This is a genomic window from Neobacillus sp. GCM10023253 (genome assembly GCF_042653105.1).
Classification (GTDB): Bacteria; Bacillota; Bacilli; order Bacillales; family Cytobacillaceae; genus Neobacillus; species Neobacillus citreus.
Window position 1 is genome coordinate 517,811 of the sequence record NZ_JBHSHV010000003.1, and the last position, 13,828, is coordinate 531,638.

General features: G+C 40.0%; 15 protein-coding genes and 1 tRNA gene. 12 read left to right on the top strand and 4 right to left on the bottom strand.

The window, feature by feature from the left end:
• Positions 1-139: 139 nt before the first annotated feature.
• A complete protein-coding gene (gene lexA, locus ACFPA1_RS02965; RefSeq protein WP_213140668.1) occupies positions 140-763 on the bottom strand; it encodes a transcriptional repressor LexA in 624 nt (207 codons plus the stop codon).
• A 159-nt stretch (positions 764-922) separates the two neighbouring features.
• On the opposite strand from lexA, the gene ACFPA1_RS02970 reads away from it, so the two are divergent.
• The 9 genes from ACFPA1_RS02970 (at position 923) to ACFPA1_RS03010 (ending at position 9,846) form a co-directional block, all read left to right on the top strand.
• The gene (locus ACFPA1_RS02970) at positions 923-1,246 is read left to right on the top strand and encodes a cell division suppressor protein YneA (protein ID WP_378581185.1); all 324 of its coding nucleotides are present in this window, start codon (positions 923-925) and stop codon (positions 1,244-1,246) included.
• Positions 1,247-1,260: 14 nt separating this feature from the next.
• Positions 1,261-1,908 (top strand): YneB family resolvase-like protein, encoded by a 648-nt coding sequence (locus ACFPA1_RS02975; RefSeq protein ID WP_378581187.1) that lies wholly within the window; start codon positions 1,261-1,263, stop codon positions 1,906-1,908.
• An 82-nt stretch (positions 1,909-1,990) separates the two neighbouring features.
• Positions 1,991-2,221, top strand: coding sequence for a DUF896 domain-containing protein (locus ACFPA1_RS02980; protein WP_213140665.1), 231 nt, complete (start codon positions 1,991-1,993; stop codon positions 2,219-2,221).
• Between the two features lie 178 nt (positions 2,222-2,399).
• Positions 2,400-4,406: a transketolase gene (gene tkt / locus ACFPA1_RS02985; protein WP_213140664.1), complete on the top strand. Its 2,007-nt coding sequence runs from the start codon at positions 2,400-2,402 to the stop codon at positions 4,404-4,406.
• Positions 4,407-4,610: 204 nt separating this feature from the next.
• Complete coding sequence (gene sirA / locus ACFPA1_RS02990) at positions 4,611-5,051, top strand: sporulation inhibitor of replication protein SirA (RefSeq protein WP_213140663.1); 441 nt, start codon at positions 4,611-4,613, stop codon at positions 5,049-5,051.
• A 79-nt stretch (positions 5,052-5,130) separates the two neighbouring features.
• Positions 5,131-5,343, top strand: a complete 213-nt coding sequence (locus tag ACFPA1_RS02995; RefSeq protein WP_213116217.1) for a YneF family protein — start codon at positions 5,131-5,133, stop codon at positions 5,341-5,343.
• Between the two features lie 426 nt (positions 5,344-5,769).
• Positions 5,770-5,970 (top strand): cold-shock protein, encoded by a 201-nt coding sequence (locus ACFPA1_RS03000; RefSeq protein ID WP_213116216.1) that lies wholly within the window; start codon positions 5,770-5,772, stop codon positions 5,968-5,970.
• Positions 5,971-6,299: 329 nt separating this feature from the next.
• On the top strand, positions 6,300-8,051 hold the full coding sequence (locus tag ACFPA1_RS03005; RefSeq protein ID WP_213140662.1) for an ABC transporter transmembrane domain-containing protein: 1,752 nt from the start codon (positions 6,300-6,302) through the stop codon (positions 8,049-8,051).
• A gap of 1 nt (position 8,052) precedes the next feature.
• Positions 8,053-9,846, top strand: a complete 1,794-nt coding sequence (locus tag ACFPA1_RS03010) for an ABC transporter ATP-binding protein (protein WP_378581191.1) — start codon at positions 8,053-8,055, stop codon at positions 9,844-9,846.
• 56 nt (positions 9,847-9,902) lie between these two features.
• Here ACFPA1_RS03010 and ACFPA1_RS03015 read toward each other — a convergent pair whose 3' ends face one another.
• A complete protein-coding gene (locus ACFPA1_RS03015; protein ID WP_213140660.1) occupies positions 9,903-10,085 on the bottom strand; it encodes a Spo0E family sporulation regulatory protein-aspartic acid phosphatase in 183 nt (60 codons plus the stop codon).
• 254 nt (positions 10,086-10,339) lie between these two features.
• Here ACFPA1_RS03015 and ACFPA1_RS03020 point away from each other — a divergent pair, with 254 nt between their 5' ends.
• Positions 10,340-11,047 (top strand): cytochrome c biogenesis CcdA family protein, encoded by a 708-nt coding sequence (locus ACFPA1_RS03020; protein ID WP_378581194.1) that lies wholly within the window; start codon positions 10,340-10,342, stop codon positions 11,045-11,047.
• A gap of 167 nt (positions 11,048-11,214) precedes the next feature.
• Positions 11,215-11,694: a CcdC family protein gene (locus ACFPA1_RS03025; protein ID WP_378581196.1), complete on the top strand. Its 480-nt coding sequence runs from the start codon at positions 11,215-11,217 to the stop codon at positions 11,692-11,694.
• A 240-nt stretch (positions 11,695-11,934) separates the two neighbouring features.
• Here ACFPA1_RS03025 and ACFPA1_RS03030 read toward each other — a convergent pair whose 3' ends face one another.
• Positions 11,935-12,366 (bottom strand): DUF2621 domain-containing protein, encoded by a 432-nt coding sequence (locus ACFPA1_RS03030; protein ID WP_378581198.1) that lies wholly within the window; start codon positions 12,364-12,366, stop codon positions 11,935-11,937.
• Positions 12,367-12,608: 242 nt separating this feature from the next.
• Between ACFPA1_RS03030 and ACFPA1_RS03035 the strand changes: the two genes are divergently transcribed.
• Positions 12,609-12,705, top strand: a tRNA-Sec gene (locus ACFPA1_RS03035).
• Positions 12,706-12,875: 170 nt separating this feature from the next.
• Here the strand turns inward: ACFPA1_RS03035 and ACFPA1_RS03040 are convergent.
• A complete protein-coding gene (locus tag ACFPA1_RS03040; protein WP_378581200.1) occupies positions 12,876-13,781 on the bottom strand; it encodes a TIGR01777 family oxidoreductase in 906 nt (301 codons plus the stop codon).
• Between the last annotated feature and the right edge of the window lie 47 nt (positions 13,782-13,828).

Below are 13,828 nucleotides of genomic sequence, written 5' to 3' on the forward strand. Positions count from 1 at the left end.
GAAAGATAAAAAAGGTTTAATCTTAACTTTTTGGGGAGGGTTAGGAGCCTATCCATTCAAAGTTAAAAAGGTAATCCCGATCCAATTAAATAAAAAAAGCCCAATCAAAATACAGATTGGACTCCGGGAAATCTATCAACTAATGAATCTGCCGATAAACCCCAATAACTTTCCCCAAAATGGTAACATTGTTTAAAATGATTGGATCCATCGTAGAGTTTTCCGGCTGCAGGCGGATGTAGTCTTTCTCCTTGAAGAATCTTTTACAGGTAGCCTCGTCTTCTTCGGTCATCGCAACAACGATATCCCCGTTGTTAGCAGAAGGCTGCTGCTTTACAATAACGTAATCCCCGTCAAGAATCCCTGCTTCAATCATACTTTCTCCCATGATTTCAAGCATAAAGACATTCTCGCTAGAAGGAGCAAGTCTTTCAGGAAGAGGAAAGTATTCCTCAACATTTTCAATGGCCGTAATCGGCAGTCCGGCAGTAACTTTACCAACAACTGGGACATTTACAACATGGTTTCGAGGGATATGAGCAGCTTCATCCGCTTCTAGGATTTCGATAGCCCTTGGTTTTGTTGGATCTCGTCTAATTAAACCCTTGCTTTCTAATCTGGCTAAATGCCCATGTACAGTAGAACTCGATGCCAGTCCGACTGCTTCGCCAATTTCCCGAACAGATGGCGGATATCCCTTTGTTTTCACTTCTCCTTTTATGAAATCAAGGATATCCTGCTGCCGCTTTGATACTTTTACCATGATAAATTACACCTCGCCTGGTTAATGTTGTCTTTATTATAACATGTTCGCATAATTTATACAAACATAAGTTCGAATAAAGCTTGACAACAAACAAACGTTCGGATTATAATCAAATCAAATAAAACGAACATACATTCTAATCAGGGGTGTTTTTTAATGAAAAAAATATGGAACCAATACTCGTACGCTATTATTCTTCTATTATTAAGCTGCACATTAGCATTTGTATTAGCATTTCAGCAAAGTTCGAAAAATCAGGATAAATATTTGAAAGTGACTGTAACAGACGGAGACACACTATGGGAAATTTCCCAAAAGTATGCAGGCGAGCATTCATTATCGAACAAGGAATTCGTCAACTGGGTGAAAAAACATAATCGGGATGTAGGGGATGAAATTTTTCCAGGTGAAGAAATTTTAATTCCGGTTAGTAATGAAGCTCCCCCAGAAAGGGAATTAGCAAGTGCATTAGAGAAATAGGAAGGACCTAAAAAATGAACGCAATTATATATTGCCGCGTAAGCACGAATAAGGAAACGCAGGAAACATCATTGAGACGCCAGGAAGACGAGCTTGTCCAGCTCGCCAATCGATATCAATTCCATATCGATTCAATTATTAAAGAGCAGGCGAGCGGCTATGATTTCGACAGAGATGGTATCCTGCAGCTTTTAGAGCGCATTAAAGATAAACAAGTCCAAGCTGTCCTAATCCAGGATGAAACAAGGCTCGGCCGAGGGAATGCCAAGATCGCCATCCTGCATTGCATTTTAAAAGAAGGAATTAAACTATACAGCATTTCGCATAATGGTGAATTGCAGCTTTCCGAATCGGATTCAATGGTGCTTAAAATCGTCAGCATGGTGGAAGAGTACCAGCGCAAGCTTCATAATGTAAAAATAAAACGCGGCATGAAGCGGGCTGTTGAACAAGGCTACAAGCCAGAAAAAAATTTAAAGAATCTAGGAGAGCATTCGGGCCGGGATAAAATTGAAGTCCCTGTTCAAGAAATAGTCAGGTTGAGAAAAAATGGCCTGACCTTTTCAGAAATTGCCGCAACATTAAGAGGCTTTGGTTATAACATTTCGAAAGCCACTGTACATAGAAGATACCAGGAATTCATTGAAGAGCAGGAGGAATAAACCTTCATCCTTGCCAGGTGGATTCTTTTCTAGTACAATCTTGTCTTAATGTTAGCAGTTTTTTGGAAAGGAATGTACTTGAATGCTATCCAAGGAAAAAATGGCCAGAATCAATGAATTGGCAAGGAAAAAGAAAGCGACGGGTTTAACAGAAAAGGAAGCAAAAGAGCAGTCATCACTTAGAAGTGAATATTTAGCTGCTTTTCGGTCGCAAATGCTGGATACCCTGACAAATACAAAAATAATTGATCCACTTGGGAATGACGTTACACCTGAGAAAATAAAAATCAGGAAAAAAAATAATCTTCATTAATGCATCTGGGAATACAATTTATTTGTATTCCTTTTTACATATACTGCGCTTACATGTGTCAAAATAAATAATAAAGTGAATTTTGCTACAAAATAAGTAGTAATTTGTTGAATAAAAATCCACAGCACTATAATATTAAAGTTGTTTGTATTTTCCGAAGAAGGAAGGTTGTAAAAAGATGTTTAACACAATTGATGATTTATCTGTCACCACGATTCGTACGCTTTCAATTGATGCTATCGAGAAAGCAAACTCTGGACACCCTGGAATGCCGATGGGTGCCGCTCCAATGACTTATACATTATGGACAAGATTTATGAACCACAACCCAAAAAATCCGCATTGGTTCAACCGTGACCGCTTCGTATTGTCCGCAGGTCATGGCTCTGCATTGCTATACAGCATGCTTCATTTATCCGGCTATAATTTATCCATGGATGATTTAAAGCAATTCCGTCAATGGGGAAGCAAAACTCCAGGACATCCTGAATATGGTCATACTGAGGGAGTAGAAGCAACGACTGGTCCGCTTGGTCAAGGTATTGCAATGGCAGTGGGAATGGCTATGGCAGAACGTCATGTTGCTAGCGTTTATAACAAAGACAAATATGAACTTGTGAATCATTTTACATACAGCGTTTGTGGAGACGGCGACTTAATGGAAGGCGTATCTGCTGAGGCTGCATCACTTGCCGGCCACCTAAAGTTAGGCCGTTTAGTAGTATTATATGATTCAAATGATATTTCCTTGGACGGAGACTTGAATAAATCTTTCTCTGAAAGTGTGAAGGACCGCTTCCAATCTTACGGATGGCAATATCTTCGCGTTGAAGACGGCAACAATTTCGAAGAAATCGCTAAAGCACTTGAAGAAGCAAGAAATGATTTAGACAGACCAACCATGATTGAAGTAAGAACAGTGATCGGTTACGGTTCACCTAACCGTGCCGGCACATCTGGTGTTCATGGCTCACCACTTGGTGCAAATGAGCTAAAGCTTACTAAAGAAGCTTATAAGTGGACTTTCGAGGAAGACTTCCATGTTCCACAAGAAGTTTACGACAACTTCAAAAAGCTAATTGTTGAAAATGGTGAGAAAAAAGAAAAAGAGTGGAACGACATGTTCGCTCAGTATAAAAACGAATATCCAGAGTTGGCAAGCCAGCTAGAACAAGCATTAAATCATGAACTTCCTGAAGGCTGGGATAAGGATGTTCCGGTTTACACTGAAGGCAAAGGGCTTGCAACTCGTGCTTCTTCAGGTGAAGCGTTAAACGGCATCGCTAAAAACCTGCCGATTTTAATTGGCGGTTCTGCTGACCTTGCTGGTTCTAACAAAACAATGCTTAAAGGGACAACTGACTTCATGCCAGGCGCATATGAAGGCCGCAACATCTGGTTCGGTGTTCGTGAATTTGCTATGGGCGCTGCCATGAATGGTATTGCCCTGCATGGCGGGGTTAAAGTTTTTGGAGGAACATTCTTTGTATTCTCTGATTACCTTCGTCCGGCAATTCGCCTTGCCGCATTAATGGGTCTTCCTGTTACCTATGTATTTACACACGACAGTATCGCCGTTGGGGAAGATGGACCAACTCACGAACCAATCGAGCAGCTTGCGGCATTACGGGCAATGCCAGGTCTATCACTAATTCGTCCTGCTGATGCCAATGAAACAGCAGCAGCGTGGAAGCTTGCAGTTGAATCAACAAACAAGCCGACAGCTCTAGTATTAACTCGTCAGGACTTACCAACATTAAAAGACACAGATAAAAACGCATATGATGGAGTTTCTAAAGGAGCATATGTTGTTTCCCCAGCAGGAAATAATACTCCAGATGCCCTATTGCTAGCAGCTGGATCCGAAGTAAGCCTTGCAGTGGAAGCACAGAAAGCACTTGCTGGAGAAGGAATCCAGGTTTCTGTTGTCAGCATGCCATCATGGGATCGTTTCGAACAGCAATCTCAAGAATACAAAGACTCTGTCCTTCCAAAGAGCGTGAAGAAGCGTCTTGCTCTGGAAGTCGGAGCATCCTTCGGCTGGCACAAATATGCTGGTGATGAAGGTGACGTATTAGCCATCGATCATTTTGGAGCATCTGCACCAGGTGAAAAAATCATGGAAGAGTTCGGATTTAGTGTGCCAAACGTCGTTGCTCGTGTGAAAGCACTTTTACAAAAATAATCAAATGACGAGAGAGAGCGGAAATTTCGCTCTCTCTTTTTTATATGGAGGAAATCCGTCAGCTTCTATCGAAATAAATAACTGATATAGGACTCAAATTGCAAATCGACAAAATTAGTGAAAGTTTTTGCCGCGATAAGACAAATGTTTTCGGAGCGATTCTTTATAATAGATAAAAGGATTGTCAGCGGAGGAGAGGTTGGAATGAGGAAATATCAGCTTTATTTAATAGAAGATGAATTTGCCACCCATTACTTCGGACGAGAACGGTTGTTTTTTCAACTATTCCAAGAACATCAGCACGCACGGGGCGAGCTTCAATTTATTACAAAAAAACAAATTGCCTATATAACAAAGAAAATAGAAGTATTAAAAATCCACCAGCTGATTCAAAGACAGCTTGGAAAAATAAAGGGCTTTAAAGCAGACCATGGTGCATATACGATCGATCTTAGTGGAAAAATAAGTAGGGCAAAATTGGAAGTCTACCAGGATTTAATCTCTCTGGAGGCACATGGAAGCTATGAAGCGGAGACAGCGTTTTTTGAAGTGCTGAGAAAGTGTGAATCCTCCTTTTTGGCAATTGACCTAGAACATGAGCGGTTTGGCTGGTTAAAGCCAATTAAAGAAAGAAAATATGTCTAATTAAAATCGAATATTGTCTAATTTCGTTTTATTTAGTACACTGTTGTATGGTAGACAACATGAAGGAGGAAATTATTATATGATGTACGTTCTAGTTGGTATACTGGCACTTGTCGCTGGTGTAGCACTAGGATTTTTCATTGCTCGCCGTTATATGATGAGCTATTTAAAGAAAAATCCGCCAATCAATGAGCAAATGCTTAAAACCATGATGATGCAAATGGGTATGAAGCCTTCACAAAAGAAGATCAACCAAATGATGCAGGCCATGAATAAGCAAACTGGCAAGTAACACGTTGATATATCAAGGTTAGTCAGATGGTTGAGAGCAATTTTTAAGAATCGGATAAGTTTACGACTTAATCCTTCATCATAAATTCTTATAAAATTGCTTAATCCTTAAATATTTCAACACAAAACCACTTTTCTATTTGGAAGCTTAACCAAAGGAAGGTGGTTTTTTTGTTATTAGAGGATGTAATTAAAGTCTTCGGGACAAGTTTAGAAGGTTCTTAATATTTAAATGGGGTTTTTTACAAACTGGCTTATTATTTTACTTTTTAGATGCTTGCTTTTGTTATCGAAGCGTGTTACACTAGTAAAGAATTATTTTTGTTCGGTGTAAAGGATAGTATAAGGAAAACTTTTCGTCTTGATGATCACTGAGAGCAAGGATAGTATTACATTGTGTGTTTACACATTTCAGGAGGCAACAAAAATGGAAAACGGTAAAGTAAAATGGTTTAACAGCGAAAAAGGTTTCGGATTCATCGAGCGCGAAGGTGGAGACGATGTATTCGTTCATTTCTCAGCTATCCAAGGCGAAGGTTTCAAAACTTTAGAAGAAGGTCAAGCAGTAACTTTCGATGTTGAGCAAGGACAACGCGGACCTCAAGCAGCTAACGTTCGTAAAGCTTAATTAAACCAAAAACAAAACAGGCTCTGTAAAGGGTCTGTTTTTTTTATGCATAAAAAAAACCCCTATTCACGAATGAATAGGGTCATGAAAACAGTAAATCAAATGGTAAACCAAGTGTAACATATAATCTTGAAATTACCTAGTTTTTTCGGAAATTTGTTGATAAGTACACTCATCATAGCGTTGAGTGTCTTTTTTATTGCGTTAAAGCGTTAATTTCCTAATCTTCCTTATTTTAGAAAAATTTGATAAAATAAATCTTCGTCAGGCTAAATATTTTTTACCAGTTATGAACGGTACATGATTTTAATCCGTTTGGGGGAGGTCATATGAAGGTTTTTTTAGAGCTGGGCTGGTTTTTTAAACAAGAGAAAAAAGCATACATATCAGGGGTTTTCTTTTTACTAGTGGTGGCTTTGCTGCAGCTGGTTCCGCCTAAAGTCATCGGAATTGTGGCTGACCATATAAATGAAGGGACGATGACGAAAGGACAACTTACGGAGTGGGTTTTTGTACTTGTTGGTGTCGGACTTGCTACCTACATCCTTAGATACTATTGGCGGATCATGATTTTCGGATCCTCAGTAAAGCTAAGCAAAATTTTAAGAAATCGTTTATATCATCATTTTACAAAAATGTCCCCTGCCTTTTATCAAAAAAGCAGGATTGGGGATTTAATGGCACATGCGACCAATGACCTTCAGGCTATTCAGCAGACAGCAGGGGCGGGGGTTTTGACTTTAGTAGATTCATTGTCAACCGGCGGTTTTGTTATTCTGACAATGGCCATTACAATCAGCTGGAAATTAACGCTCATTTGTTTAATCCCGCTGCCGATTATGGCGATGCTGACAAGCTGGTTTGGGACTATGCTGCACAGAAGCTTTCATAAAGCCCAGGAAGCTTTTTCATCCTTAAATGATAAAACGCAAGAAAGCATTACTGGAATAAAGGTCATCAAGACATTCGGCCAGGAACAAGAGGATATTGAAGACTTCAAAAAACAATCAGATGATGTCGTTCAGAAAAATATCGTCGTCGCCAAAATTGATTCCCTCTACGATCCGACTATTTCCATCATCGTCGGAATTTCCTTTTTCCTATCCATTGTATTCGGTGCCAAGTATGTGCTGAATGGCGAGTTGACGATTGGTGAATTAATATCTTTTACTACCTATTTAGGTTTATTAATCTGGCCGATGCTGGCATTCGGATGGCTATTTAACATTGTGGAGCGGGGCCGGGCTTCCTATGACCGTGTTGCAAAGCTCCTTGGCGAAAAGGTCGAAATTACCGATCATGAACAAGCGACGGACATGGTACCATGTGGTGATGTAGAGTATCGAATCCATGAATTTACGTATCCAGGTGAATTGCAGCCCATTCTTAAAGAAATTCAGTTTAAATTAAACAAAGGGGAAACTTTAGGGATTGTTGGAAAAACTGGCGCCGGAAAAACAACACTTTTAAAACTCCTGATTCGCGAGTTTGAAGGCTACAAAGGGGAAATCCTCTTTGGCGGTAGGGCTCTACAGGATTATAAACTGGAAAAATTAAGAGAAGCGATTGGTTATGTACCGCAGGATCACTTCTTGTTCTCTGCAACTGTTGCCGAAAACATTGCCTTCACAAATCCATCAGCAGACCGTCAAGAAATTGAAATGGCAGCAAAATTAGCGAATATCCATGAAGATATTCTCCAGTTTACGGACGGATATAGGACAATTGTCGGTGAGCGGGGAGTATCGTTATCAGGCGGGCAAAAGCAGAGAATTTCGATTGCCCGGGCACTGTTGATGAATCCAGAACTGCTGGTGTTTGATGATTCCTTATCGGCCGTTGATGCGAAAACGGAGGAAGCGATCCTTTCAGCGCTTAAGGAAAATCGTGAGGGGAAGACAACCATCATTACGTCCCACCGATTAAGCGCGATTCAGCACGCCAACCTCATCCTGGTTTTAGAAGACGGAAAAGTCATTGAACGAGGCACACATGAGGAATTGATGGAGCAGAACGGCTGGTATCAGGAAATGTATTTACACCAGCAGCTAGAAGAGCTGGTTGAGCATGGGGGACATTAATATGGAAGAAAAAGTTCAATTATCGGAACGCGAACAAAGGAAAGTTTTATTCCGTCTCCTTTCCTATACCAAACCACATAAAAAGACGATTTCTCTTGCCTTCGTCCTGCTGCTGCTAACAACAGTGGGAGATATTGTTCTGCCGATTCTCGTCAAAATCTTCCTGGACGATTATTTGACACCGGGAAATCTGGAGTTTAAGCCATTGTTGCTGCTTGGCTCTTTGTATATGGGAATACAGATCGTGAAAGCGATTCTCTTATTTTTTCAATTGGTAAAATTTCAGGAGATAGCCTTATATATCATCCAGCAGCTCAGAATCGATGTTTTTTCAAAAGTGCAGGCATTGGGATTGAAGTATTTTGATAAAACACCGGCGGGGAGTATTGTCTCACGGGTTACCAATGATACGGAAGCGATTAAAGACATGTTTGTCACGGTGCTGGCAACCTTTATTCAGAGTGGTTTTTTGCTGTTTGGTATTTTCATAGCCATGTTTATCTTAAACGTGAAGCTAGCCTTGATGTGTGTGATTATTATTCCGATTCTTATTTTTGTAATGGCTCTATACAGAAAGATGAGCTCGCGATTTTATTTGGATATGCGGGAGCGGCTCAGCCAGTTGAATGCCAAATTGAGCGAATCACTTCAGGGTATGGCCATTATACAGGTCTTTCGGCAAGAGAAGCGCCTGCGAAATGAATTTGGAGAAATCAATGAAAAGCACTATAACGCGGGAATGAAGAATATAAAAATAGACGGTCTGCTGTTAAGGCCGGCTATTGATTTAATTTATATTTTTGCCTTAATCATCGTTTTAAGTTACTTTGGGATTACTTCCTTTGATACTAGTGTGAAAATTGGTGTTATTTACGCCTTTATCAATTATCTGGATCGTTTCTTTGAACCGGTGAATCAGATGATGATGCGCCTGTCATTATATCAGCAGGCGATTGTAGCAGGCTCACGGGTATTTAAATTGCTCGATGAAGACAGCTTGGCACCTGCCCATAATGATGAGGGGGTCAACCAGATTGAAAAAGGGAAAGTAGAGTTTAAGAATGTGAGTTTTTCCTATGATGGGAAACGAGATGTCTTAAAAAATATTTCCTTTGCCGCTAATCCTGGTGAAACAGTTGCCCTTGTCGGTCATACAGGAAGCGGGAAAAGCTCGATTATCAATTTGATGATGAGGTTTTATGAGTTTGAACATGGTGAAATTTTGGTAGACGGGGAATCCATCCGCAACTTTTCAAAGGTTGAGATACGAAAGAAGCTAGGCCTAGTCCTTCAGGATCCGTTTTTGTTTTATGGGACGGTAAAGGATAATATTCGTCTCCATCATACCGACTTGACTGACTCGCAAATTGAAGAGGCTGCCCGATTTGTTCAGGCTAATACGTTTATTGAAAAGCTTGAGGATGGCTATCAGCATAAAGTGGTCGAGCGGGGCGCAACTTTCTCAAGCGGGCAGCGGCAGTTAATTGCCTTTGCCCGGACGATTGCAGCGAATCCGAAAATTTTGGTACTTGACGAAGCGACTGCCAATATTGATACAGAGACAGAGGAAGCAATCCAGACGGCCTTGGCAAAAATGCGGAAAGGGCGAACCACCATTGCGATTGCCCACCGGCTATCAACGATTCAGGATGCCGATTTAATCCTTGTGCTGCATCAAGGTGAGATTGTTGAGCGGGGGAACCATCAGGAGCTTCTGGCGCAACGAGGACTCTATCATAAAATGTTCCTGCTGCAAAACGGGTTGGTAGAAAAAATGGAGGATGTCATCAACTAGAAGGGTAAACAAATAAAGAAGCCTGGAATGCCAGGCTTCTTTATTTGTTTGTATGGTTATTGAGCAACGAACGATGACGAGATTTTTGTTATATATGCTCTATTGTATTCATTTATTAAATGGTCAAGCTCCTGACTGTAGCGAATGGCAATGGAGGAGGTCAAGCCGTTTTTGGTCGCAACTTTATAAAGCTCAGCACGTTTTTTTTCAATTAAAGTAACTATATCTTGTTTAACCACGGCTGATATCCTTTCTGGAAAAATCCCAAAAATTTTACTTAGAGGTCTGACTTCTAAACTATTAAATGGAACTGTTTTACTAGTATAACCTAAGTTGTAAATTATTTCAAAGATAATTTGTAAATAAATATCCATCTATAATGGCGATATTTACTAATATCAATGATAGACACAAAATATTCATGATAATCATTATCTTTTAGCCTTAAGTTTTGTTAGAATGAAAGGGTATCGACTATATTGGGAGTGTTAATATGGCAGATGTAAATTTATTTTTAGCGCTGGGGGCAGGGTTCTTAAGCTTCATTTCTCCATGCTGCTTACCGCTTTATCCTGCGTTCTTGTCGTATATTACGGGGATGTCAGTGGGTGAATTAAAAAGCGAAAATGCGATGCTGACGAAACGGAGCCTTTTACATACATTATTTTTCCTGATTGGTTTTTCCGTTATTTTTATTGCGATTGGTTTTGGTACATCATTCGTTGGCAGCTTCTTTCAAGAATACAAGGATTTAATCCGGCAGCTAGGCGCCATATTTATCGTATTCTTCGGATTAGTGATTGTCGGCATTTTAAATCCTGAATTTTTGATGAGGGATCGCCGGTTTGAATTTAAAAACCGTCCATCCGGTTATATTGGCTCGATTTTAATTGGGATGGCGTTCGCAGCAGGGTGGACCCCTTGTACTGGTCCGATTCTTTCATCGGTTATTCTGCTTGCCGCGTCCAATCCAGGCTCAGGCGTTTTATACATGACGGCCTATTCGCTAGGGTTTGCGATTCCATTCTTCATTTTATCATTCTTTGTCGGCCGGATGAATTGGATCAAGAAACACAGCGTTAAAATTATGAAAATAGGCGGCACCTTAATGATTATCATGGGGGTTATGCTTTTCTTTGACTGGATGACAAAAATTATTCAAATCGTATCTCCACTTTTCGGCGGGTTTACAGGATTCTAATGACTTTATGAAACCATTTTTGATTTTGTTAAAAATGGTTTCCTTTTTTTGGACTGGTTTCCTTGTGCATTCAATTTTTCCACGAGGATAACAGTAAAAATCTTTATCCATTTTCATAAATATGAAGTATAATGGGAAAGTAAATTATAGGGTAAGGAATGAATCCAATGAATTACGTTCTTATTTCAACAATCGGTGCCGTTTTTATGGGCACTTTAGCATTTTTTGTACGGATGAAAGCTGCCGCAAAGCCAACCAGTGTAAAAAAGATTATCTTACCGCCAGTATTTATGTCGAGTGGGGCATTAATGTATGTAGTTCCGCAATTCAGGTTAACGCCAATGGAAATACTCGAGGCTGTGGTGGTGGGGATGTTTTTCTCGATATTCCTCATTAAAACATCGAAGTTCGAGATTCGTGACAATGATATTTATTTAAAGAGGTCAAAAGCGTTTGTCTTTATCTTAGTCGGCCTCCTACTTATTCGTATTGTACTGAAATCAATCCTAAGCAGCTCGATTGACGTTGGTCAATTAAGTGGCATGTTCTTCCTGCTAGCGTTTAGCATGATTGTGCCTTGGCGTGTTGCGATGTATACGTCTTATAAAAAGCTTTATAAAGAATTGCATGGGATAAAATTGTTGTAGTTTATGGAACACTGGCTTTTAAGGGCCGGTGTTTTTCTATTTTAATAGAGGTCTACGTGCCTGAAAATGATGAAAGTGCTAAGGGAAGGTCACGTAGGGGAGATCTACGTGCCCGAAAAGGGTGAAGGTGTCAAGGGAAGGTTACGTAGGAGAGTTCTACCTACCCGAAAAGGTAAATGAAGCTAGGAATTCGTCACGTATCATTTCTAATTAAACTAAAAAACCGTTCCTAAGAACGGCCTAAAATAAATGCTCATATGGAGCAACATCAATTTTATTCTCAAATAGCTTTTTCCGTAAAAACTTGTGATCCCGTTTAGGAGTAGCTTGGATATAGCCGCGAATGACCAATTCTTCGGTTATCCTTGGAGCCTTTTCATTAAGGGCAATCTCGCCGATTTTCCCCGCAATTTTGTGCCGTGCTACATCACGGAATAATTCCGGAACAGGGCTGACTAAATCCTCAAGCAGCGCTTTTTCCTCAGGTCCCCATAAATGGCGGGATTCATTAACGTAATGCTCCTCCCAATCCATAACTGATTTCCCATCTTCTTTTGGCATCTTTTTTAAGAACTTTCGAAACATAAAATATCCACCAATAGAAAATGATCCTATTAAAAAGAATGTCCAAAAAAGGATAAACCACAAAAACCAACCTTGAAGTTGAAACATGTTATTTCACCTACATAAACGTTATATTCAACCTTCATTATAGTCGGTTTTTAAGGGAATTGACAAGTTATCATAAAACCACAATAATGGAAAAGTCTATTTGATAAGGAAATTGTTAAAGTTCCTTCTATTAAAAAAGTTGTCGAAAAAATGACAATGGGGTTCAATTTATTGATTAATACTATATTTCAATGTAATATAGTGTTACGAACAAGGTAATTAAACAAGTCTACTTTTAATACGGGGATGGATGGGGTACTGGTGTCCTCCACAGTCTTCAAAACTGCTTGAGACCTGCGTGCCAGGTCTGGTGGGTTCGATTCCCACGCATTCCCGCCAACTTTGATATATAAGATTCTTTGAACGTTTTCGAGTAATTAAATTGAGGTTTAAAGTTATTGGACAACAACTGAAAATATTACATAGGTTATTTAATGAGCTGCTCGAATTGATGGGTAGCTTCTTTTGCATAATTGGTAACACATGAGATGAAGAAGGTAGAAGTAACGTTAACCTAGAATATCAGAAAGAGCACTTTTTACATCTGTAAAATGAAAGAAGTAATTGTGGTAAAGTGCTTTTTGAGGAAGTACACGCTGCCCTTTTAATACAACCTGACTCATTTCACCAAATGCCACTTTTAAAAAAAACTCAGGCACACGGAGCCAATGTGGGCGGTGAAGGACGTCTGAAATTGACCTTCCGAATGATGACATGCGAACTGGATTCGGAGAGGTCACATTCAACGGTCCATCTATTTCGGGATTAATGATGGCGAAGTAAAGCATCTCAACCACATCTTGAATGTGAACCCAGGAAATCCATTGCATTCCATTGCCGATTGTCCCCCCAATACCAAATTTATACGGCAGCACCATTAGCGGTAAGGCACCCTTTTGACCAAGAATGATACCGAAGCGTGCGAAGACCGTTCGAATGCCAAATTCTTTGGCCGCAGCCCCTTCATTCTCCCACAGCCTTACAACTTTTGCTAAATAATCATTTGCATTACTTTGTGAGGTCTCATTAAACGTCTTGAAATCTGACATCCCGTAGTAACTTAAACCTGAGGCGTTAACAAGAACTTTTGGCTTGGGATTAAGATGTCCTAGAATTCGAATTACCTCTTTAGTGGCGGTGAGACGGCTATTCAAAATAGCCTCCTTTTTACCTTTGGTCCATCGCCCGCTATTGATTGATTCCCCGGCAAAATTGACCATTGCATCCACATCTTCAAGTTCGTTTTCAGGCTGATTATCTTCAGAAAGCCACTCAACATAATTAACGAACTCATCTGTTCTAGAATTATCAGGAAGACGTCGTGTTAATATGGTTACCCGATGGCCTTTTTGAATCAACAGGTGTGTTAAGGCTTGACCAATAAACCCGGTTCCTCCCGTTAAGACAACATGCAATTTACTCGCCTCCAGCAACTACCTTTTTATTATGGATTAACTTATCG